Annotated in this window: 19 protein-coding genes; 12 read left to right on the top strand and 7 right to left on the bottom strand. The window is 58.5% G+C overall.

Annotated elements, in window-relative coordinates; translation table 11 throughout:
• Nucleotides 1–382 precede the first annotated feature (382 nt).
• The 4 genes from ASD60_RS06275 (at nucleotide 383) to ASD60_RS06260 (ending at nucleotide 5563) form a co-directional block, all read left to right on the top strand.
• A complete protein-coding gene (locus tag ASD60_RS06275; protein WP_056853161.1) occupies nucleotides 383–1987 on the top strand; it encodes a tetratricopeptide repeat-containing response regulator in 1605 nt (534 codons plus the stop codon).
• Nucleotides 1984–2676 (top strand): sensor histidine kinase, encoded by a 693-nt coding sequence (locus ASD60_RS06270; RefSeq protein ID WP_056853160.1) that lies wholly within the window; start codon nucleotides 1984–1986, stop codon nucleotides 2674–2676. The genes ASD60_RS06275 and ASD60_RS06270 overlap by 4 nt, the downstream gene beginning before the upstream one ends.
• 212 nt (nucleotides 2677–2888) lie before the next feature.
• A complete protein-coding gene (locus ASD60_RS06265) occupies nucleotides 2889–4130 on the top strand; it encodes a glutamine synthetase family protein (RefSeq protein ID WP_162250572.1) in 1242 nt (413 codons plus the stop codon).
• A 68-nt stretch (nucleotides 4131–4198) separates the two neighbouring features.
• Entirely contained in the window at nucleotides 4199–5563 is a 1365-nt protein-coding gene (locus tag ASD60_RS06260) for an MFS transporter (RefSeq protein ID WP_056853158.1), read from the top strand.
• A 65-nt stretch (nucleotides 5564–5628) separates the two neighbouring features.
• Here the strand turns inward: ASD60_RS06260 and ASD60_RS06255 are convergent, their stop codons facing one another.
• The 4 genes from ASD60_RS06255 to flgA all read right to left on the bottom strand — a co-directional run bounded on the left by ASD60_RS06255 (nucleotide 5629) and on the right by flgA (nucleotide 8230).
• Entirely contained in the window at nucleotides 5629–6375 is a 747-nt protein-coding gene (locus ASD60_RS06255; protein WP_056853157.1) for a flagellar brake protein, read from the bottom strand.
• Nucleotides 6376–6466: 91 nt separating this feature from the next.
• The gene (locus ASD60_RS06250) at nucleotides 6467–6934 is read right to left on the bottom strand and encodes a flagella synthesis protein FlgN (protein WP_056853156.1); all 468 of its coding nucleotides are present in this window, start codon (nucleotides 6932–6934) and stop codon (nucleotides 6467–6469) included.
• A 49-nt stretch (nucleotides 6935–6983) separates the two neighbouring features.
• The gene (flgM, locus tag ASD60_RS06245; protein WP_056853155.1) at nucleotides 6984–7310 is read right to left on the bottom strand and encodes a flagellar biosynthesis anti-sigma factor FlgM; all 327 of its coding nucleotides are present in this window, start codon (nucleotides 7308–7310) and stop codon (nucleotides 6984–6986) included.
• A gap of 158 nt (nucleotides 7311–7468) precedes the next feature.
• Nucleotides 7469–8230, bottom strand: a complete 762-nt coding sequence (flgA, locus tag ASD60_RS06240) for a flagellar basal body P-ring formation chaperone FlgA (RefSeq protein WP_056853154.1) — start codon at nucleotides 8228–8230, stop codon at nucleotides 7469–7471.
• Between the two features lie 83 nt (nucleotides 8231–8313).
• On the opposite strand from flgA, the gene ASD60_RS06235 reads away from it, so the two are divergent.
• From ASD60_RS06235 to flgE, 6 genes are all read left to right on the top strand, one after another.
• A complete protein-coding gene (locus tag ASD60_RS06235) occupies nucleotides 8314–9246 on the top strand; it encodes a chemotaxis protein CheV (RefSeq protein WP_056853153.1) in 933 nt (310 codons plus the stop codon).
• A 46-nt stretch (nucleotides 9247–9292) separates the two neighbouring features.
• Nucleotides 9293–10120, top strand: a complete 828-nt coding sequence (gene cheR / locus ASD60_RS06230) for a protein-glutamate O-methyltransferase CheR (protein WP_056853152.1) — start codon at nucleotides 9293–9295, stop codon at nucleotides 10118–10120.
• Between the two features lie 268 nt (nucleotides 10121–10388).
• Complete coding sequence (gene flgB, locus ASD60_RS06225) at nucleotides 10389–10796, top strand: flagellar basal body rod protein FlgB (protein ID WP_056853151.1); 408 nt, start codon at nucleotides 10389–10391, stop codon at nucleotides 10794–10796.
• A 3-nt stretch (nucleotides 10797–10799) separates the two neighbouring features.
• Nucleotides 10800–11243, top strand: coding sequence for a flagellar basal body rod protein FlgC (gene flgC, locus ASD60_RS06220; RefSeq protein WP_007937507.1), 444 nt, complete (start codon nucleotides 10800–10802; stop codon nucleotides 11241–11243).
• Between the two features lie 15 nt (nucleotides 11244–11258).
• Nucleotides 11259–11981: a flagellar hook assembly protein FlgD gene (flgD, locus tag ASD60_RS06215; RefSeq protein WP_056853150.1), complete on the top strand. Its 723-nt coding sequence runs from the start codon at nucleotides 11259–11261 to the stop codon at nucleotides 11979–11981.
• A 31-nt stretch (nucleotides 11982–12012) separates the two neighbouring features.
• Complete coding sequence (gene flgE / locus ASD60_RS06210; RefSeq protein WP_056853149.1) at nucleotides 12013–13329, top strand: flagellar hook protein FlgE; 1317 nt, start codon at nucleotides 12013–12015, stop codon at nucleotides 13327–13329.
• A 241-nt stretch (nucleotides 13330–13570) separates the two neighbouring features.
• On the opposite strand, the gene ASD60_RS06205 is transcribed toward flgE, so the two are convergent.
• Nucleotides 13571–16465, bottom strand: coding sequence for a ribonucleoside-diphosphate reductase subunit alpha (locus ASD60_RS06205; RefSeq protein ID WP_056853148.1), 2895 nt, complete (start codon nucleotides 16463–16465; stop codon nucleotides 13571–13573).
• A 738-nt stretch (nucleotides 16466–17203) separates the two neighbouring features.
• On the opposite strand from ASD60_RS06205, the gene ASD60_RS06200 reads away from it, so the two are divergent.
• Together ASD60_RS06200 and ASD60_RS06195 are read left to right on the top strand one after the other, a co-directional pair.
• Nucleotides 17204–17926, top strand: coding sequence for a response regulator (locus tag ASD60_RS06200; protein WP_056853147.1), 723 nt, complete (start codon nucleotides 17204–17206; stop codon nucleotides 17924–17926).
• Complete coding sequence (locus ASD60_RS06195; RefSeq protein ID WP_056853146.1) at nucleotides 17923–19533, top strand: ATP-binding protein; 1611 nt, start codon at nucleotides 17923–17925, stop codon at nucleotides 19531–19533. Before ASD60_RS06200 ends, ASD60_RS06195 begins: the two co-directional genes overlap by 4 nt.
• 144 nt (nucleotides 19534–19677) lie before the next feature.
• Here ASD60_RS06195 and ASD60_RS06190 read toward each other — a convergent pair whose 3' ends face one another.
• Entirely contained in the window at nucleotides 19678–20403 is a 726-nt protein-coding gene (locus ASD60_RS06190) for a 4'-phosphopantetheinyl transferase family protein (RefSeq protein ID WP_056853145.1), read from the bottom strand.
• A 177-nt stretch (nucleotides 20404–20580) separates the two neighbouring features.
• Nucleotides 20581–21372 (bottom strand): dienelactone hydrolase family protein, encoded by a 792-nt coding sequence (locus tag ASD60_RS06185; protein WP_056853144.1) that lies wholly within the window; start codon nucleotides 21370–21372, stop codon nucleotides 20581–20583.
• Nucleotides 21373–21457 lie beyond the last annotated feature (85 nt).

Here is a 21457-nt window from a genome sequence, read left to right as displayed (position 1 = left end):
CCGATGGTAGTGTGGGGTTTCCCCATGTGAGAGTAGGTCATCGTCAAGATTAAATTCCGAAACCCCAATTGCGAAAGCAGTTGGGGTTTTGTTTTGTCTGGAGAAAAACACCGTAGGACCAAAAAAGGGATGTCTCCGATGGAGCATCCCTTTTTTGTGCCGCATCGTTAATGAGCCTTCAAGGGAACGCTATCACTGGCCGATAACCTTAAGGTCAAGCGATCTTCACTTCTCACTCTTTCATTGTATTTGCAGTTCAAGAGAAAACGCTTGATAGGTTGTGGCTACTGGCTATCATCTGCGCGCCATGAGGGTCGTGCAGTTGATCTTCTTTGTGTGTTTGTCTTTCGGCTTTTCTTCTTAATCTGCCTGGAAATCTTCGATGCTGTCGTATCACCAAAAGAGTTTTCTGATCGTCGATGATTTCTCGGATTTCCGCAGTTCCGTCAGGTCCATGTTGCGGGAGTTGGGTGTCAAGGATGTGGACACAGCGGACACTGGCGAACAGGCGCTGAAAATGTGTTCGCAGAAATCCTACGATTTCATCTTGCAGGATTTTCATCTGGGCGATGGCAAGAAGAATGGTCAGCAAGTGCTCGAAGACCTGATGATCGAGAAGCTGATCAGCCATGAAAGCGTGTTCGTCATGGTCACCGCCGAGACCAGTCAGGCCATGGTACTCAGCGCGTTGGAACACGAACCCGATGCTTACCTGACCAAGCCCTTCAACCGTTCCGGCCTGGCCCAACGCCTGGAGCGCCTTGAGCAGCGCAAGACGTTACTCAAGCCCATTCTTCAGGCGCTCGACCGTGGTAAACCGGTTGAAGTGCTTAACGCTTGCATCGCCCTGTGCAAGCAGGACATTCGCTATTCGCCGTTATGTCTGCGTTACCGCGCCGATGCGCTGCGTGACCTCAATCAGAATGAGGCGCTGGAGCGGCTCTACGACAGCATCATCGCGGACCGACCTTTGCCTTGGGCGTTCGCCGGGCTTGGCAAGTTGCTGTTCAAGCGTGGTCAGGTAGCACAGGCCAAAGGTGTCTACGAGAAAGCATTGAAAGTGTTTCCGATGATGCCGGCACTTTATGATGGCATGGCCGATGTATTGGTCGCCGAAGGCGACACCAGGGCTGCCCAGAAAGTACTAGAAGAAGCCATCCGCCTCTCGCCTTTGGCCGTCCGCCGCCAAGCGCAGTTAGGCAAGCTGGCCATGACCAACGAAGATTTTGATACGGCCTCCAAAGCCTATCGCCAGGCTGTTGCTCAGGGTGCGCAGTCCCGCTTCAAGGATGCGGAAAGTAACCTCGGGCTGGCCCATGCCTTGATCAGCAAAGGTAGCGAAAAAGGTCTGGATACTCGTACCCGACTGGAAATCAACACAACGCTAAGTGCCGTGGCCAAGGAGAACCCGTCCGACCCAGGCCTGCAAATCCGTGCACGGCTGATGAAGGCGACCAGCCTGTTACTCAATGATGCCGAAACCGCGGAAAAGCTCACGGAGCAGGCGATGATGCGCCTTGATGGCATGGAGCAATTCATGAGTGCCGAGGCGGCGTTGCTGGTTGCCAAGCAGTTGCAAATGCTCGGTCAAGCCAGCGCAGGGGCGTCGATGTTGAAAAACTGCGCAGAGATCTACGGTGACGACCCAACGGTCATGAAGGGCATCGCCAAGCTGACCGATGACCCGACAATTCTCAATTCCGGTAACGCGGCTGCCGACCTTAATCGTCAGGGCGTACGCGTGTACAAGACTGGCAATCTGGTGGAAGCCCGTGAGGTGTTTCGTAAGGCCCTGGCGCTGCAGCCGAAGAACATCAGTATCGCGCTGAACCTGGCACAGGCGCTGCTGCATGGCACTGATACCGCTGTGGCGTCGGCCGAACTCGAAGAATGTCGCACTTGCCTGAAGATGGTTGGATTGATGCCCGACTCCGACGCTCGTTATCCGCGATATCAGAAGCTCAAAAGCAAGGCGTTTGGCGAATGAACGACAACTCGCAATCCCTCGATTTCTCTACCGTGATCGCGTCCACCGTGCACGACATGAAAAACTCGTTGGCCATGTTGATGCAGGCCCACAGTCAATGGCTGGCGGGATTGCCAGAGCCGACGCGGCATACACCGGAACAAGGGGTGATCGAGTTCGAGTTCGCTCACCTCAACGGTATGCTCGTGCAGCTGCTGGGCTTGTACAAGCTGGGCGTCAACCAGATGCCCTTGCAACCGGCCTACCACGAACTGGATGACTTCATCGAAGCGCAGCTGGCGTGTCATCATGATGTGTTCGTCAGTCGTGGTATCGCCGCGACGTTTGAAGTCGATCCCCTGAGCCCATTGGGTTTCTTCGACCGTGAATTGATCGCTTCAGTACTGGCCAATGCGATCAACAATGCCATTCGTTATGCGCGTCATGCGGTTCTGGTCAGTGTCAGCGACGAGGCGGGGCAATTGGTACTGACGGTCAACGACGATGGTGACGGTTATCCTGAAGAGATGATTGAACGTCAGGCGGATTACGTACAGGGCATCAATCAGAGCAGTGGCAGTACGGGCCTTGGATTGTATTTCGCCGGCCGGATTGCGGCTTTGCATCAGCGCAATGGTGTCGGCGGGCGTACCGAAATCGGCAACGGCGGCCCATTGGGTGGCGGTGTGTTCAGTATTTATTTGCCCTGATTTTTTCTGCCGCAAAGCTTTTTGTTGGGCGTTGCTTGATATTCCGAACACGTGAAGCCTATTTTGTACGGGTCGCCGTTCGCGGCTCGTACAATAACAAGGATTGCGTCATGACAACCGATGGCCTGGCCTCACTCGCGCAGCGATTGACGGGCATTGACGAGATTGAATGTGTTACGCCGGATCTGAATGGCGTACCGCGGGGCAAAGTGATGACCGCGGACGGTTTCCTCGAGGGGCGGCGACTGCAGTTGGCGCGGGGCGTACTGTTGCAATGCATCATGGGCGGATATCCGCCAGCACGATTTTATGGCAGCGATGACGGTGACCTTGCGCTCGTTCCAGATGCGAGGCAGATCCACCGTTTACCCTGGAGCAAGCAGCCGCGTGCGTTGGCCATCTGTGATGCGGATGAGCTGACCGGGGAAAGCTCCAACCTGTCGACTCGCGGTCAACTCAAGGCTGTTATCGCGCGTTACTCCGAGCTTGGCCTGGCGCCGGTGGTGGCGACCGAACTCGAATTCTTTGTCTTCGCCCCCAACCCCGACCCTGGGCAGCCGTTCCAACCGCCGGTGGGCCTGGATGGTCGTCGCGAAGACGGTCATTCGGCATTCAGTGTGAGTTCCAACAGCGGCTTGCGGCCGTTTTTCAACGAGGTGTATGAGTGCATGGCGGCGCTGGGGTTGCCGCGCGATACGTTCATGCATGAGATGGGTGTCAGCCAGTTCGAGATCAACCTGCTGCACGGTGATCCGCTGTTGTTGGCGGACCAGACTTTCCTGTTCAAGCATCTGCTCAAGGAAGTTGCGCTCAAGCACCATCTGACGGTGGTCTGCATGGCCAAACCTCTGGCGCATACCCCCGGCAGTTCGATGCATATTCACCAGAGCATTGTCGAAATCGACACCGGGCGGAACGTGTTCAGTGATGATGCGGGGCAACCGACGGCGATCTTCCGGCAATTCATTGCCGGGCAACAAGCGGGCATGGCGGATTTCACAGCGTTGTTTGCACCGAACGTCAACTCGTACCAGCGCTTGTGCCATCCGTTTGCATCGCCGAACAATGCTTGCTGGTCCCATGACAACCGGGCAGCGGGTTTGCGCATTCCGGCCAGTTCACCTGCTGCTCGTCGGGTTGAAAACCGCTTGCCCGGAGCTGACGCCAACCCTTATCTGGCGATTGCCGCCAGCCTTGCAGCGGGCTTGCATGGCATTGAACACAAACTCGAACCGAGCGAGCCGATCCAGGGTGAATTCGAAGTACCGGATAATCTTTCATTGCCGTGTACCTTGCATGCAGCTCTCGAACGTCTGAAGCGTAGTCACTTGGCGAAGGAACTGTTCGGCAAGGAGTTCATCGAAGGCTACATCGCTTCGAAGACCATGGAGCTGACCAGCTTCTACGATGAAATCACTCCCTGGGAACGACGTGTCCTAGCCGCCCAGGCCTGACGAAATGTCGACACCGGGCTATCGTTTGATAGTCCGTTACTCACTGCAAGGAGCCGCTCGGAACGCCGATGCGCCAAATCTGGAAATCCTTTCGAGCGCTGTATTTCGCCTCGCTGATGATGTTGATCGGCTCAGGCCTGTTGAGTACTTACCTGGCATTGCGCCTGGCTGCCGATCATGTCGACAGCCTTTGGGTCGGTGCGCTGATGGCTGCCAACTATTTCGGCCTGGTGCTGGGCGGCAAGATCGGCCATCGGCTGATTGCCCGGGTCGGACATATTCGAGCCTATTCAGCCTGTGCCGGGATCGTCGGTGCGGCGGTGCTGGGCCATGGTCTGGTCAACTGGCTGCCCGCATGGCTGTTCCTGCGGGTGATCGTCGGCCTGGGCATGATGTGTCAGTACATGGTCATTGAAAGCTGGCTCAACGAGCAGGCCGAAGCCAAGCAGCGCGGGCTGGTGTTCAGCGGCTACATGATCGCCTCTTACCTTGGGTTGGTGCTCGGCCAGCTGATTCTGGTCATGCACCCGGGGCTCGGGCTTGAGCTGCTGATGCTGGTAGCGTTGTGCTTTACCTTGTGTCTGGTGCCGGTGGCTTTGACGCGACGCATTCACCCTGCGCCTTTGCATCCGGCACCGATGGAGCCGCGGTTCTTTATCAAGCGCGTGCCGCAGTCTTTGAGTACGGTCCTGGGGGCGGGCTTGATCGTAGGTTCGTTCTACGGTCTGGCGCCGCTGTACGCCTCGCAGCAAGGGTTGTCCACTGAGCAAGTGGGTCTGTTCATGGGTAGCTGCATTTTTGCCGGGTTATTGGTGCAGTGGCCACTGGGCTGGCTGTCCGATCGCTATGACCGGGCGCTGTTGATCCGCAGTTTCGCGTTTTGTCTGGCACTGGCTGCTCTGCCACTGGCGATTTTGCCGCAGGTGCCGCTGGAGATTCTGTTTGTCGCTGGTTTTGTCTGTTCGCTGGTGCAGTTCTGCTTGTACCCATTGGCAGTGGCATTCTCCAATGACCACGTCGAAGGTGATCGCCGGGTGTCCCTGACGGCGATGTTGCTCGTGACCTACGGTGTTGGCGCGAGTATCGGACCCCTGGTTGCAGGCGTGCTGATGAAGCTGTTCGGCAGCCAAATGCTTTATGCATTTTTCAGTTTCTTTGCGCTGGTGCTAGTGTGGCGTATTCGTCCGAAAGCGGTCACCAATTTGCATCAAGTGGAAGACGCGCCGCTGCATCACGTGGCAATGCCGGACAACATGACAAGTTCACCGCTGGTGGCCTGCCTCGATCCGCGTGTTGATGAGCAAGTCGTGCAGGATCAAATGCAGAATCCGATTCCGTCCGAGCCGACGACCGAATCGGTGACACCGGCCGATGCCCCGCCAGAAGATCCGGATGAGGGCAGGGAACAGAGTTTCACTGAAGCCAGGCCTTAACATTCAGCCAAAAAAAACGGGCAGTCACCGCAAGGGGCTGCCCGTTTTTTTATGGGTGTGTCCTGTCAGAAATCGTCTTTGTCGAAGCGCCGTGCTTCGCGTTGCAGCTGATAGACAAAGCGCTCGACTTGCCGTTGCACCAGCCCGCTCATGTTATGGAAGCGTACGCCGGCGAAGGTCGTGGAGATTCTTTCTTCGAAGTGCAGGTAGCGCAGTTCGACCGGCGCAGTCATCTTGCCGAAGGGCAGGGCAGCCGAGAAGCGGTCATAGACCTGGCCCAGTTGCAGGCTCTCTGTGATGTCTCCGTCAAAGCGCAGCTTGCAGCCGGTGGCGGAAATGTCCAGCAGCTTGCCGTTGATGGCCGCCTTGAGTTTTTCACCGTCCAGGTCGACGTTGACCAGTTGTGCCAGCTTCAATGCCGCGCGAAAGGCATTGCGACGCTGGTGGTAGACCACTTCATCAGGCAGAGTGCCGCGGTAGCAACGACCGCCACCGGATTCGTCGATGGTCAGCGGGCCATTGCTTTCCCAGGCGATGCGCACGCCGTCGTGAAAGCCTTCAACCTTGAAGGGTTCGCCAGCCAGCAGAAAGCGTTCGCCGTCACGGGGAATCATTTCGTCCAGGGCAATCATGTTGCTTTCACGGTCGATGTCCACCAGATAGCTCTGGAAGCGCTGGCTGCGCTCATGGAACGTGATGATCAGCGGGTCATGACTTTCTTGCAGTTGGCGCAGGTTGCCGGAGATTTCCAGGGGCGTGCTGAGCACCTTGGGTGGCTGCGGAGCATCTTCCGCATTTAAGGCATTGGACACGGTTAATCAATCTCCAGACAAATTTTGACTACGGCTAGCCAGCATTTTGCCAGCATGTTTCGCGTCTTGATAGAGCGCGCTCATCGACAGGTCAAGCCTGACTGAGCGGACGCGGTTTCACAAGCTTGGAAAATGTTCCGCTGGCATCGTAGAGCGCTGGAGGTTCGCCGCCGGTAAGGATTTTCAGCTGGGTGGCCGTGGCAACCTGCTGGACGACGATCGACTGACCGTTGTTGGCATTGGCGGCCTGGCATTGGGACAGAAGATCGGTGAGGACATCGCTTTGAGAAAGCAATGCTTCGCCAACGCTGGACTGGCTGGCCAACTGCTCAAGGCCGCTACGGTTGGTTGGCAAATTGAGACTGGCGAGAATTTCGCTGCGCTTGCGGCCATGCTGTTCCAGCAGAATGATCAATGCCTGCTTCTGCGCCAGGATGCCTTCAAGCAGGACCATGTCGCGACCATGCAAGGCAAGGGATTCAGTGCGCAGTAACTCCAGCAATTGTTGCGCTGGAGCAAAATCGTCGGTGATCAGTTGCAGTAAATTAGTGTCGTGCATGGCTGGCCTTGGGTTTTAAGCGTCCAAAAGCCTCGCGCCGGCCCGTGGCCTAGCGCTGGGCTTCGAAGTTGAGCAGTTTGCTGGCTACACGGTTGCTGTCGACTTTGTAGCTGCCATCGGCAATCGCTGCTTTCAACTCGGCCACCCGGGCTTTGTCGACAGCGGGCTGATCGCGCAGCGTATCAGTGACCTTTTGCAACTGTTGAGCCTCATTGCTGAGATGTACCGATTCCCCGCTCGTGACGGTGCTGGCCTGTTCGGCCGGGGTATTCAGCGGCGCGGATTTGCCGGCATCGGCAGTTTCCTTGGCAACGCTGGTACGTGTACTGCCCGTGAGTGACGAGGAGCTGTTCAAACGGCTGAAATCGATGACCATGATAAAAAACCTCTGGGAATTTGGACGCTTGCCATGTTTTCGGCCATACCCCGAAAAACTTTAGGCTCATTTGAAAAATGAGCTTGCGCGCGCCAGCGCTTGCCCCGCACAGGACACAGTTTAGGGAACGGCCCCGCTTAGCGCCACAGGCAGACCGCCTACATGGACACCTCGACCTGCCCCGGCGCGATGACTTGCGCCTTGATCACTCGATTGGAATTGAGGTTCTTCACCCTGATTTGTTCGCTCAAGCCACCGTTGGCCAGTGCTTCACCGGGCATTCGCACGCTGAGCGTACCACTGCGAGCGGTAATCACCACCTGATCGCCTTTGCGAATGACTTCCGCCTGTTCGATGTGCACGAGGCTGATGACCTGGTCATTGACCATTGGTCGGGTCAGTCTCTGCCCGATGGCCTGATCCACGGAGGTCAAATAGCCCTGGGTGAGCAGGCTGACATCGCGCTCTCGCAGCGTGATGTCAGCGGGTTCGACAATACCGGCGCGGCGCAGGGGCCGAGTGGTCGTCACAACGTCGCGAAACAGGCGGACTTGAGCGGGTACGAAGACTGTCCACGGGGATGAACCTTCGCAGCGAACCTTTACCGTTACCCGACCCAACGGCTTGGCCGGACTCTCCAGCGTGGCTGTCAATTCCTTGTCACACATCGGCATGCGCAGGCGTGGGTCGAGTTGGTTGACCTGGATCTCGTAGCGACCTTCGGTTTGACTGGTTGCCAGATAGTCCTCTACGGTGAACTCAAGAAAGCCCTGAGTGACGCCGATAAGCATGTCAGGCAAGGTAACTGCGTCAGCAAGGGCAGGGCTGCCAGCGTGGCACAGGCAAGCAGCCGCCAACACACCGAGCCATTGGCGGAGCGGTGTGGTCAGGCGTCGGAAAAATGTCGGTTCTGTGTTCATGGAAAGATAAAAAGCAAGCGCCGTGCCGTTTAGAGATGAATGTGCGTCGCAACAACACTTAGCGTTGGTGTAGGAGTCTGGGCATGGCTGGTGTAATGGATTCGGTGAACCAGCGCACGCAACTGGTGGGGCAGAATCGCCTTGAGCTGTTGTTGTTCCGTCTCGACGGCCAGCAGCTGTACGGGATCAACGTGTTCAAGGTTCGGGAGGTGCTGCAATGCCCCCAACTGACGCTGATGCCTAAATCCAGTCCTGTCGTGTGCGGTGTGGCAAATATTCGGGGGGCGACCATTCCGATCCTCGATCTGGCAATGGCGACCGGCTCCGGTGCTTTGAAGGACAAGAACAATCCCTTCGTGATCATCACGGAGTACAACACCAAGACCCAGGGCTTCCTGGTGCGATCGGTGGAACGCATCGTCAACATGAACTGGGAGGAGATTCATCCGCCACCCAAGGGGACGGGGCGCGATCACTACCTGACAGCCGTGACGCGGGTCGACAATCAGTTGGTGGAAATCATCGACGTCGAAAAAGTGCTGGCGGAAGTGGCACCGACACCGGAAGCGATTTCGGTCGGCGTGGTGGATGTGGAGACCCAGCACAAGGCGCTTTCATTGCGCGTGCTGACGGTCGATGACTCGTCGGTGGCACGCAAGCAGGTGACGCGTTGCCTGCAGACGGTGGGCGTGGAAGTGGTGGCGTTGAACGACGGTCGGCAAGCGCTTGATTACCTGCGCAAGCTGGCCGACGAGGGGAAGAAGCCGGAAGAAGAGTTCCTGATGATGATTTCCGACATCGAGATGCCGGAGATGGACGGGTACACGCTGACGGCCGAGATACGCAACGACCCTCGCATGCAAAAGCTTCATATCATCCTGCATACTTCGTTGTCGGGTGTGTTCAATCAGGCGATGGTCAAGAAAGTCGGTGCCGATGACTTTCTGGCCAAGTTCCGTCCTGATGACCTGGCATCCCGGGTAGTTGACCGGATCAAAGCAGCAGACATTAGCTAGGGGCGTTCGGCCCCCGGCAGTCAACACGATTTAAGAGGCGGCAGCATTGTCTACGGGTAATTTGGATTTCGAACAGTTCCGGGTATTCCTGGAAAAAGCCTGTGGCATTTTGCTCGGTGAAAACAAGCAGTACCTGGTCTCGAGCCGTCTCAACAAACTGATGGAGCAGCAGGGCATCAAGTCGTTGGGTGAGCTTGTTCAGCGCATGCAGACCCAGCCGCGCAGCGGTTTGCGCGAACAGGTTGTGGACGCCATGACCACCAACGAAACCCTGTGGTTTCGTGACACCTATCCGTTTGAGGTGTTGAAGAACAAGGTGCTGCCCGAGGCGATCAAGGCCAGTCCGGGCCAGCGTCTGCGGATCTGGTCGGCAGCCTGTTCGTCGGGGCAGGAACCGTATTCGCTGTCGATGTCCATCGACGAGTTCGAGCGGGTCAATATGGGCCAATTGAGGATGGGCGTGCAGATTGTTGCTACCGATCTGTCCGGCACCATGCTCAACAACTGCAAGACCGGCGAGTACGACAGCCTGGCCATTGGTCGCGGTCTCTCACCTGAGCGGCTGCAGCGATACTTCGACCCGAAAGGGCCGGGACGCTGGGTGATCAAGGCGCCGATCAAGAGCCGGGTTGAATTTCGCTCGTTCAACCTGCTGGACAGCTACGCAAGCCTGGGCAAGTTCGACATCGTGTTTTGCCGCAACGTGTTGATCTACTTCTCTGCTGAAGTGAAGAAGGACATCCTGTTGCGCATTCACAGTACGTTGAAGCCGGGCGGCTATCTGTTCCTCGGTGCTTCCGAGGCGCTGAACGGATTGCCGGATCATTACCAGATGGTCCAGTGCAGCCCGGGGATCATTTACCAGGCGAAATGATTTCCCTGGCGTCAGTAAAAAAAAACGGGAGTCCGCAGGGCTACCCGTTTTTTTTATGCCTGTCTCTTCTCAAGGTCATCTCAGTAACAGGAGCGAGCGGTGGGGAAAGCGGCAGAAAAGCGGCATTCAGCGGAAACCGGTTGCCGCTTTTCTGGCATTGCCGCTTTGCCACTGCGCGCAAAGCCCCGGTTTACGGGCTTTTTTTAATTGGCATGACGCTTGCTATGTCCATCCTACGAAAAATCAGGTCACCCGAAGGTTTCCCGACATGAGCATCAGCTTCGATAAAGCGCTCGGCATTCATGAAAAGGCTTTGGGCTTCCGCGCGCAGCGTGCCGAAGTCCTGGCCAACAACATCGCCAACGCCGACACCCCGAACTACAAGGCGCGGGATCTGGAATTCTCGAAAGTGCTCGAGGCTCAGAACGATAAAGCCAAGAACGGCACATTCGCCTTGAACATGACCAACAGCCGACACATCGAAGCCGAAGGCCTGGGCAATGGCGACGAGTCGCTGATGTACCGCACGCCGATGCAACCTTCGATCGACCAGAACACCGTGGACGCCCAACTGGAACAGTCGAACTACGCGGAAAACTCCGTGAACTTCCAGGCCAGCTTCACCCTGCTCAACAGCAAATTCAAAGGGCTGGTGTCAGCCCTGCGCGGAGAATAAGCCATGTCTCTATCCAGTGTTTTCAACATTGCCGGTAGCGGCATGAGTGCCCAGACCACTCGCTTGAACACCGTCGCTTCGAACATCGCCAACGCCGAAACGGTTTCATCGAGCATCGACCAGACCTACCGTGCGCGTCATCCGGTGTTCGCCACCATGTTCCAGGGCGGCCAGAGCGGCGGCAGCGATTCGCTGTTCCAGAATCAGGACGCCGCCGGTCAAGGCGTTCAGGTGCTGGGTGTGGTCGAGGACCAGAGCAACCTCGAGGCGCGCTACGAGCCGAATCATCCGGCCGCCGACGCCAAGGGTTACGTCTATTACCCGAACGTCAACGTGGTGGAAGAAATGGCCGACATGATTTCCGCTAGCCGTTCGTTCCAGACCAACGCTGAAATGATGAACACCGCCAAAACCATGATGCAGAAAGTCCTGACCCTCGGTCAGTGATAAGGGGCGACTCAGATGAGTGTTTCCGATTCCACCGGTGGTTTGTCACTCAACGACATCCTGGCCAACTCCTCGATCAAGACCAACAAGGACACTGATGCCCTGGCGTCGGCGGCCAATAGTGCCACCGGTAAAAAGGCCCTGGGCAAGGATGCGTTCCTGCAACTGCTGGTGACTCAGCTGAAAAACCAGAACCCGCTGGAGCCGCAGGGCAATGGCGAGTTCGTTGCACAACTGGCGCAGTTCAGCAGCCTGGAAGGCATCACCACACTCAACGATACCGTGAGCGGCATTGCCGGCACTTTCGGTTCGTCCCAGGCATTGCAGGCGTCCTCCCTGGTCGGCCGTTCGGTCATCGCGCCGGGCGACAAGGCGGTGGTCGACACCACCAAAGGCATGACCGGTTCGGTCGTCCTGCCGCAGTCGGTGGCGCAAGCCGAGGTGAAGGTTACCGACAAGGACGGCAAAGTCATTCGCACCATTACCTTGGCTGACCAGAACGCGGGCAATGCCAGCTTCACCTGGGATGGCAAGGATGATGCCGGCAACGTGGCGCCAGCGGGTACCTACACCTTCGGTGCGACAACCACCATCGATGATCAGAGCGTTGCGCTGATCACCAACCTGCCGGCGACCGTCAACAGCGTGACCATCAGCCAGACCGGCGGTGAGTTGATGCTCAATCTGGCCGGGCTGGGCAGTGTCGCCCTGTCCAAAGTGCAAACCATTGGTATATAGAGCCGACTAACCCGGCACAAAGGAGTGGAACATGTCTTTTAACATCGGCCTTAGCGGTCTCTATGCCGCCAACAAACAACTGGACGTGACCGGCAACAACATCGCCAACGTTGCCACCGTCGGCTTCAAATCGTCCCGTGCGGAATTCGAAGATGTGTACTCCGCCACCCGGCTGGGTACAGGCACCAAGACCACCGGCAGCGGTGTGCGCCTGGCCAACGTCTCCCAGCAGTTCACCCAGGGTGACATCAACAACACCGGCAACGTGCTGGACATGGGCATCAACGGCTCGGGCTTCTTTGTGCTCAACGACAACGGCTCGCTGTCCTACACCCGTGCCGGTACGTTCAAGGTCGACAAGGAAGGCTACGTCACCAACACCGACGGCACTGCTCGCCTGCAAGGTTATGGCGTGGACGCCAACGGCAAGATCATCAATGGCGTGCTGACTGACCTGCGCATCGACACATCGAACCTGGCGCCGAAAACTACCACCACCGTTTCGTCGACGATCAACCTGGACTCCAAGTCCGATGTGATCGACACGGTGGCCAATCCGTTTGACCCGAGCAAGCCGGGAACCGCTTTCAACAAGCAATTCAGCACCCAGATTTTCGATACGCAGGGCAACACGCACCAGATGGACCAATACATGGTCAAGACGGGACCCAACACCTGGGACGTCTATACCTTGATCGATGGTCGTAACCCCAATGGCAGCGATCCAATGAACGCCGCTTCGCGTCCGGTCCCTTCGACCATGGCGTTTGACACGAGTGGCAAGCTGGTTTCGGTCACCACGCCGGGCACACCTCCCGTCGTCAGCCCTGATCTGAAAATCACCGGGTGGGTTCCGGGCAAAGTCACCAATGGCGTTTGGGCAGCCAACGGCGCAGCCTCTGACCCGGCGGGTGTGACGGTCACCATGACCAATACCACGCAATTCAATGCCGACAGCGCTCGCTCCATTCCTGCGCAAAATGGTTACGCCACTGGCCAGATCACCAACCTGACCATCGACGGCAGCGGTGTCATGCTGGCCAACTTCAGCAACTACCAGACCAAGCCGATCGGTCAACTGGCTTTGGCCAGCTTCACCAATGAGCAAGGCCTGCAGCCAGTGGGCGGTACCAGCTGGAAGGAAACTTTCGCCTCGGGTCAGCCAGGCTACGACGCGCCGCAGACCGGCAGCCTGGGGGAAATTCATTCCAACTCCCTGGAAGAGTCGAACGTCAACGTGACCAACGAACTGGTCGAACTGATCAAGGCGCAGAGTAACTACCAGGCGAACGCCAAGACCATCTCGACCCAGAGCACTATCATGCAGACCATCATTCAGATGACTTGATGTTGGTTGAGTTGTAACGCTGTACGAAGAGCCCCTCGCAAGAGGGGCTTTTTTGTGGGTGTCGCAGACCTGTAGGAGCGAAGCTTGCTCGCGATGAACGATTACACGGTAATCCAGACGAATCGTGAAGTGGCCATCGCGAGCAAGCTTTGCTCCTGCAGAGGGGCAAAAGAAAACCCCCGGCAAGCCAGAGGCCTGTCGGGGGTTCGGATAAGCGTCTTTCGACGCCTACCGGCTCAGCTTATTGGCAAGCTTCGCAATCCGGCTCGTCGATGGCGCAAGCCTTCGGTACTGGAGCAGGACCGGCAGGCGCTGCCAGGACCGAGTCGTCACCGTGGTTGCCGCCGCTGGAAACAGCGTTCAGCTTGCCGGTGTTGATGGTCGACTTCTCGGTGCTGGTCGCGGCCAGGGCACGGAGGTAGTAAGTGGTTTTCAGGCCACGGTACCAAGCCATGCGGTAGGTCACGTCCAGCTTCTTGCCCGAAGCGCCGGCGATGTACAGGTTCAGCGACTGAGCCTGGTCGATCCACTTCTGACGACGGCTGGCCGCGTCGACGATCCACTTGGTGTCCACTTCGAACGCGGTCGCGTAGAGCTCTTTGAGTTCTTGCGGGATGCGCTCGATCTGCTGAACCGAACCGTCGTAGTACTTCAGGTCGTTGATCATGACCGAGTCCCACAGACCGCGAGCCTTGAGGTCGCGAACCAGGTACGGGTTGATCACGGTGAATTCGCCCGACAGGTTCGATTTCACATAGAGGTTCTGGTAGGTCGGTTCGATCGACTGCGATACGCCAGTGATGTTGGCGATGGTCGCGGTCGGCGCGATGGCCATGATGTTGGAGTTACGGATACCTTTCTGCACGCGGGCACGTACCGGTGCCCAGTCCAGGGTTTCCTTCAGGTCGACATCGATGTACTTCTGGCCACGGGCTTCGATCAGGATCTGTTGCGAATCCAGCGGCAGGATGCCCTTGGACCACAGCGAACCCTGGAACGTCTCGTAGGCGCCACGCTCGTCGGCCAGGTCGCAGGACGCCTGGATCGCGAAGTAGCTGACAGCTTCCATGGACGTGTCGGCGAACTGCACCGCAGCATCGGAGCCGTAAGGGATGTGCTGCAGGTACAGCGCATCCTGGAAGCCCATGATGCCCAGGCCGACCGGACGGTGCTTGAAGTTGGAGTTCTTCGCTTGCGGCACCGAGTAGTAGTTGATGTCGATCACGTTGTCGAGCATGCGCACGGCGGTGTTGACGGTACGTTGCAGCTTGGCGGTGTCGAGCTTGCCGCCCACGATGTGGTTCGGCAGGTTGATCGAGCCCAGGTTGCAAACGGCGATCTCGTCCTTGTTGGTGTTCAAGGTGATCTCGGTGCACAGGTTCGAGCTGTGGACCACGCCGACGTGCTGCTGCGGGCTGCGCAGGTTGCACGGGTCTTTGAAGGTCAGCCATGGGTGGCCGGTTTCAAACAGCATGGACAGCATTTTGCGCCACAGGTCTTTGGCCTGGATGGTCTTGAACAGCTTGACCTTGCCCGGGTACTCGGTCAGGGCTTCGTAGTACTCGTAACGCTCTTCGAAAGCCTTGCCGGTCAGGTCGTGCAGGTCCGGTACTTCGGATGGCGAGAACAGGGTCCACTTGCCGTCATCGAAGACACGCTTCATGAACAGGTCAGGGATCCAGTTGGCGGTGTTCATGTCGTGGGTACGACGACGGTCATCACCGGTGTTCTTGCGCAGCTCGATGAACTCTTCGATGTCCATGTGCCAGGTTTCCAGGTAGGCACAGACAGCGCCTTTGCGCTTGCCACCCTGGTTAACGGCGACGGCGGTGTCGTTCACCACTTTGAGGAACGGCACGACGCCTTGGGATTTGCCGTTGGTGCCCTTGATGTACGAACCCAGCGCGCGAACCGGCGTCCAGTCGTTGCCCAGGCCGCCAGCGAATTTCGACAGCATGGCGTTGTCGTGGATCGCGTGGTAGATGCCCGACAGGTCATCCGGCACGGTGGTCAGGTAGCAGCTCGACAGCTGTGGACGCAGGGTGCCGGCGTTGAACAGGGTCGGCGTCGACGACATGTAGTCGAAGGACGACAGCAGGTTGTAGAACTCGATCGCACGGTCTTCTTTGTGCTTCTCTTCGATCGCCAGGCCCATGGCCACGCGCATGAAGAAGATCTGCGGCAGTTCGAAACGCACGCCATCCTTGTGGATGAAGTAACGGTCGTACAGGGTTTGCAGGCCCAGGTAGGTGAACTGCTGGTCGCGCTCGTGGTTGATGGCCTTGCCGAGTTTTTCCAGGTCGAAGGAGGCCAGGACCGGGTTCAGCAATTCGAATTCGATACCCTTGGCGATGTAGGCCGGCAGGGCCTTGGCGTACAGGTCGGCCATCTCGTGGTGGGTGGCGCTGTCGGCAACACCGAGGAAGCCCAGGCCTTCGGCACGCAGGGTGTCCATCAGCAGGCGGGCGGTCACGAAGGAGTAGTTCGGCTCACGCTCGACCAGGGTACGGGCGGTCATCACCAGTGCGGTGTTGACGTCGGTCAGAGCTACGCCGTCGTACAGGTTTTTCAGGGTTTCGCGCTGGATCAGGTCGCCGTCGACTTCTTCCAGGCCTTCGCACGCTTCGGTGACGATGGTGTTCAGGCGGCCCATGTCCAGCGGTGCGAAAGTACCGTCGGCGCGGGTGATGCGGATCGACGGGTGAGCGTTGACGGCTTCTTCGACCGGGGCATGCGCAGCGCGTTCCTTGGAGCGCGCGTCACGGTAGATCACGTAGTCGCGCGCGACTTTCTGCTCGCCGGCGCGCATCAGGGCCAGTTCAACCTGGTCCTGGATTTCTTCGATGTGGATGGTGCCGCCCGATGGCATGCGACGCTTGAAGGTGGCGGTGACCTGTTCGGTCAGGCGGGCCACGGTGTCGTGGATTCGCGACGAAGCAGCAGCGGTGCCGCCTTCAACTGCGAGAAACGCTTTGGTGATGGCGACGGTGATCTTGTCATCGGTATAAGGAACGACAGTGCCGTTACGCTTGATCACGCGCAGTTGGCCAGGCGCGGTGGCGGACAGATCCTGATTCGAATCTGTAGCCTGCGGCAAGGTGCCCTGCGGGTTCTCGCGAGTTGTGTCGGTTTGCATGGGGGGTTGTCTCCACATTCTCTATGTTTGTTTGGGCACCATCACAGTGCCCACCGTTCCGTCCTGAAGCACTACAACCGGCGAGTGCCGGGCATACCAACTTCGGGACAGATCAGGAAGGGGGCTATTGGGCGCCGCTTCCATGCCGAAGTCTTTGGTCTCACGCCTTGGGCGCAAGACCGGGGTCCTTTGAGGTGACAGTTCAGGACTGCAACACCCGTACCGTTTTCACCCCATCGGGCCGAAATACAGTAGCCATCCGCACGCGCGGTTTGGTCTTTCGAAAATACGTTTGGTTCAACCGGACAGTGGCAAGAAAAGCGCTTGAAATTGGTGTCCGGTTTGTGTTTGGTTTTTTGCGCTAAACCCTACATCTAGGGTTTTTTTGGCGCTGGGCTACAAGATAATGCGTTTTGGGGGGCGATTGCAACGTACTACCTGTGGATAAACCTGTGCGTAAATTGTGTGTGAAAGAGCGAACCGGCGTGTAGGCCGCGATGCTGCTGGACCGGACCTTTTTTCAGCATTTTTCAACGATCGAAAACGGCCGGCCGGATTTTTAAGGGCGCGAACCCTATCACAAAAAACCGCCATGTCCGAACGCATTTACCGGCTTGTGTTCTGCGCAGGTGACGTTTATACAATCGGCCAGCGTATATGCAATTTATCCCCCCGAATCATTACAAAAAGACGGGCGGATCCTTCCTTATTAGCGTCATTGGCAAGCAGAGGTCATCCGTGGAGCAAGAAGCCTGGCAGGTACTGATTGTGGAGGACGACCAGCGTCTGGCCGAACTGACCCGCGATTACCTGGAAGCCAATGGCCTGCGGGTGACGATCGAGGGCAATGGCGCCCTGGCGGCAGCGCGCATCATCAAGGAACAGCCGGACCTGGTGATCCTCGACCTGATGCTCCCCGGGGAAGATGGCCTGAGTATCTGCCGCAAGGTCCGCGACCGCTACGACGGCCCGATCCTGATGCTCACCGCACGCAGCGATGACACCGACCAGATCCTCGGCCTCGACCTGGGCGCCGACGATTACGTCTGCAAACCGGTGCGCCCGCGCTTGCTGCTGGCGCGTATCCAGGCGTTGCTGCGGCGCAGTGAAGCCCCGGAACCGGCACCGGAAAAACAACGGCGCCTGCAGTTTGGTCCGCTGGTGGTGGACAACGCCTTGCGCGAAGCCTGGTTGAACGACAACGGTATCGAATTGACCAGTGCCGAATTCGACTTGCTCTGGCTGTTGGTGGCCAACGCCGGGCGCATTCTGTCCCGGGAAGAAATCTTCACCGCGCTACGCGGGATCGGCTATGACGGCCAGGACCGTTCCATCGACGTGCGCATCTCGCGCATCCGTCCGAAAATCGGCGACGACCCGGATCATCCACGGCTGATCAAGACTGTGCGTAGCAAAGGTTACCTGTTCGTTCCCGAGGCCTGCGTAGACCCAACCCTGTGAACTCGATCTTCCTGCGTATTTATGGCGGCATGTGCGCCGCGCTGATTTTGGTGGCGGTGCTTGGCGTGCTGGCGTTGCACATGCTCAACCAGGTGCGCAGCGAGCAGTACCGCGAGCGTCTGGCCCATGGCACGTTTTCGCTGATGGCCGACAACCTGCAACCGATGAACCAGACCGAGCGCCACCGGGCGTTGCTGGTGTGGGAGCGATTGCTGGGCATTCCGCTGGCGCTGAAAACCTTCAACGAAACCGACCTCGACCTGCGTCAACGTACCCGTGTGCTGCATGGCCAGGCGCTGGTGGAGCAGACCGGGCCGCATGCGGCGAAGGTTTATCGCCTGGTCAGCGAAAAGGAACAGCTGGTTCTCACCGGGGAGGTGCAGCAGATCAGCGAGCAACTGGCAAGGGCGACGATTTACCTGTTGGTCGATGAGCTGGTGCGTTATCCGGTGGGCGAGCAACCGGTGCGGCTGGCGCAATTGAAGCAGGACAAGGGGTTTGGTTTTGACTTGCGTCTGGTCACCGTCGAAGACGCTGACATGGACGAAGATCAGAGTCGTCGCGTGTCCGAGGGCGACACGGTCATGGCGCTGGGCAAGGGCGGCGATTCGATCCGGGTGTTTGCCGGCATGGTCGGCACGCCGTGGGTGTTGGAAATCGGCCCGCTGTACCAGATGAATCCTTATCCGCCGGAGTGGCTGGTGCTGATTGCAGCGTTGGGCCTGACCCTGATCGGTTTGATCGTCTATCTGCTGGTGCGGCAACTGGAGCGGCGCTTGCGCGGGTTGGAAGCTGCGGCCACGCGTATCGCCAAGGGCAGCCTGGAAACCCGCGTGCCGGCGCGCGGCGCGGACTCGGTCGGGCGCTTGGCGTCGGCATTCAACGGCATGGCCGAACACTTGCAGCAGCTGCTGGCGATCCAGCGAGAACTGGTGCGCGCGGTGTCCCATGAATTGCGTACGCCGGTGGCGCGCCTGCGCTTTGGCCTGGAGATGATCGGCTCGGCCACTACGCCGCAAGCCCTGGAAAAATACTGCGAAGGCATGGACCACGACATCGAGGACCTCGATCGCCTGGTGGATGAAATGCTCACCTATGCACGACTGGAGCAGGGGTCACCGGCGCTGAACTTTCAGCGTATCGACCTCGATGCACTGGTCAATCAGGTGATCGAGGAGCTGGCGCCGTTGCGCGCCGATGTCACGGTGCAGCGAGGCTTGTGCCTGTCGGCTGCCGATTGTGACGACGCCTGGGTCGAGGCCGAGCCACGCTACCTGCACCGGGCGATCCAGAATCTGGTGAGCAACGCCATGCGCCATGCCCAATCACGGGTGACCATCAGTTATCAGGTGGGCCAGCAACGCTGCCGGGTAGATGTTGAAGATGATGGGCCGGGTGTTCCGGAAATCGCCTGGGAGAAAATCTTCACGCCATTCCTGCGCCTCGACGACAGCCGTACCCGCGCCTCGGGTGGGCATGGCTTGGGCTTGTCGATCGTGCGGCGGATCATTCATTGGCATGAGGGGCGGGCGTTGATCAGCAAAAGCAAGAATCTGGGCGGGGCGTGTTTCAGTCTGAGTTGGCCGAGGAATCAAGAAAAGCGGTGAGAGTTTGCATTGCCTGCACAGGACTCATCGCCAGCAGGCTGGCTCCCACATTGGATTTGCAGTGGGCCGAAAATTTGGCAACACCTGTGACCAACTGTGGGAGCCAGCCTGCTGGCGATGAGGCCCGGGCAAGCGCCGGATAACTCAAGCCTTGATACTGACCAGGCTCAACAACTGCCCATCCTGCACCCCGAACTGCGCCTCCAGCTCGGTGCCGTTGCGCCATTCATTGGACAGGTCGGTCAGCAACCGTAACCGCACTTCACCGCGTTCGGTCCACTCCAACATTTCGGCATGCTCGAAATAGAAGCGCTGCTGGACAATGGGGTAGAGCGCCTTGAACAAACTTTCCTTCACCGAGAACGTCAGGGTCACCAGCAATGCCAATTGATCACGAGAGCGGGCGGCCATGCGCTGCAGCTCGGGCGCGGTGAGGATTTCTCCGGCCAGGCGTTCGGCGCGTTCGGCATTGAGCAGGTTTTCCAGGTCCATGCCCAAACCGCGCCAATGGCTTTTTTTCGCCACGATGGCCGCTGCCCGCCCGGTGCTGTGGGTGATCGAACCGGTGATGTGCGCAGGCCATACAGGTGCCCGGTCTTCGCCGATGGCCGGACTGAAGTTCAGGCCTTCGAGTTTTTGCAAGGCGGCGCGGGCGCAAAGCCGTCCGGCAAGAAACTCTGCCTGCCGCTTGGCGACGGACCGCTGGATACTGGGTGGCGCCTCGATGGCGCTGCGCTGGAAGTCATCGCCCAGCAGTTGCGCAGGATCGAAGTGGGTACTCAACAGAATCGAGTCGGACAACACAAATGGCAACGGCCAATGCGCATCGAGCGGGGTGCAGCAGGCGGGAAGGGCGGGGAGGGCATTCATGACGGGCATTTTGCCGGGTTGGGCTGCGGCTGGGTAGTGCAAAAGGGCTTTTGTGGCGAGGGAGCTTGCTCCCGCTCGGCTGCGTAGCAGTCGCAAACAGGGTATACGCGTTAGCCCCATCTGGGGCCGCTTCGCAGCCCAGCGGGAGCAAGCTCCCTCGCCACAGGGTTTAGCGTGTCAGCCAAAGATCTTCTTGAAAAACGCCTGCATGTCCGCCCAGGACTTTTCATCCGCCGCTTTGTTGTAGCCGATGTCAGGCCCGCCGTGATCGCCATGGCCCAAGCGGTCGGCATCCGGATTGCTGAAGCCATGCTTGGCGCCGTCGAGGCTGACGAAGGTGTAGTCGGCGCCGGCCTTGTCCATTTCGGCTTTGAACGCGGCAACGTTATCCGGGGTGATCATGCTGTCCTGCGCACCATGCTCGACGAGGATCTTCGCTTTGACGCTGCCCGGTGCGGCAGGGGTGTTGGTCGCCAGCGCGCCATGGAAACTCACCACGCCGGCCAATGGCACACCCTGGCGCGCGGCGTTGAGCACCACGGCGCCGCCGAAGCAGTAGCCAATGGCAGCGATTTTGTCCGGATCGGTTTGCGCCTGTTTCTTGAGCAAGTCGAGCCCGGCCTGGAACCGCGCGCTGGACGCGGCGCTGTCCTTCATGGCCGCTTGCATGAACGCCATGGCGTCCTTGGGATGCTCGGTGTTCTTGCCATCACCATACATGTCGATGGCCAGGGCGCTATAGCCGAGCCCGGCGAGGTCTCGGGCGCGGCGCTTGGTGTAGTCGTTGAGCCCCCACCATTCATGCACCACCACGACACCCGGACGCGGTCCCTTGATCGCATCGTCGTAGGCGTAATAGCCGATCAATTTTGTGCCGTCGGCACTTTGATAGGGGATTTCCTGGGTCTTGATGGCGGCCTGGCCGAGACCGCTCAAGGTCAGCAAAAGGACAGCGAGGAACATGCGCATGGTTGAATCTCCTGTTCAAATTCATCGAACCGCTTGGGGTGAGATGATTCAGCTTAGGTTCAGATTGCGTTCAGGGGGAGTTCAG

Source organism: Pseudomonas sp. Root562, from assembly GCF_001427125.1.
GTDB lineage: Bacteria > Pseudomonadota > Gammaproteobacteria > Pseudomonadales > Pseudomonadaceae > Aquipseudomonas.
Note: the sequence above shows the minus strand (reverse complement) of the source record. Positions and strands in the feature narration are given on the sequence as shown.

Coding starts and splice junctions, on each gene's coding strand:
- ASD60_RS06275 (WP_056853161.1), top strand. CDS start 383: ATGCTGTCGTATCACCAAAAGAGTTTTCTGATCGTCGATGATTTCTCG.
- ASD60_RS06270 (WP_056853160.1), top strand. CDS start 1,984: ATGAACGACAACTCGCAATCCCTCGATTTCTCTACCGTGATCGCGTCC.
- ASD60_RS06265 (WP_162250572.1), top strand. CDS start 2,889: ATGACCGCGGACGGTTTCCTCGAGGGGCGGCGACTGCAGTTGGCGCGG.
- ASD60_RS06260 (WP_056853158.1), top strand. CDS start 4,199: ATGCGCCAAATCTGGAAATCCTTTCGAGCGCTGTATTTCGCCTCGCTG.
- ASD60_RS06250 (WP_056853156.1), bottom strand. CDS start 6,934: ATGCACGACACTAATTTACTGCAACTGATCACCGACGATTTTGCTCCA.
- flgM (WP_056853155.1), bottom strand. CDS start 7,310: ATGGTCATCGATTTCAGCCGTTTGAACAGCTCCTCGTCACTCACGGGC.
- flgA (WP_056853154.1), bottom strand. CDS start 8,230: ATGAACACAGAACCGACATTTTTCCGACGCCTGACCACACCGCTCCGC.
- ASD60_RS06235 (WP_056853153.1), top strand. CDS start 8,314: ATGGCTGGTGTAATGGATTCGGTGAACCAGCGCACGCAACTGGTGGGG.
- flgB (WP_056853151.1), top strand. CDS start 10,389: ATGAGCATCAGCTTCGATAAAGCGCTCGGCATTCATGAAAAGGCTTTG.
- flgC (WP_007937507.1), top strand. CDS start 10,800: ATGTCTCTATCCAGTGTTTTCAACATTGCCGGTAGCGGCATGAGTGCC.
- flgD (WP_056853150.1), top strand. CDS start 11,259: ATGAGTGTTTCCGATTCCACCGGTGGTTTGTCACTCAACGACATCCTG.
- flgE (WP_056853149.1), top strand. CDS start 12,013: ATGTCTTTTAACATCGGCCTTAGCGGTCTCTATGCCGCCAACAAACAA.
- ASD60_RS06205 (WP_056853148.1), bottom strand. CDS start 16,465: ATGCAAACCGACACAACTCGCGAGAACCCGCAGGGCACCTTGCCGCAG.
- ASD60_RS06190 (WP_056853145.1), bottom strand. CDS start 20,403: ATGAATGCCCTCCCCGCCCTTCCCGCCTGCTGCACCCCGCTCGATGCG.
- ASD60_RS06185 (WP_056853144.1), bottom strand. CDS start 21,372: ATGCGCATGTTCCTCGCTGTCCTTTTGCTGACCTTGAGCGGTCTCGGC.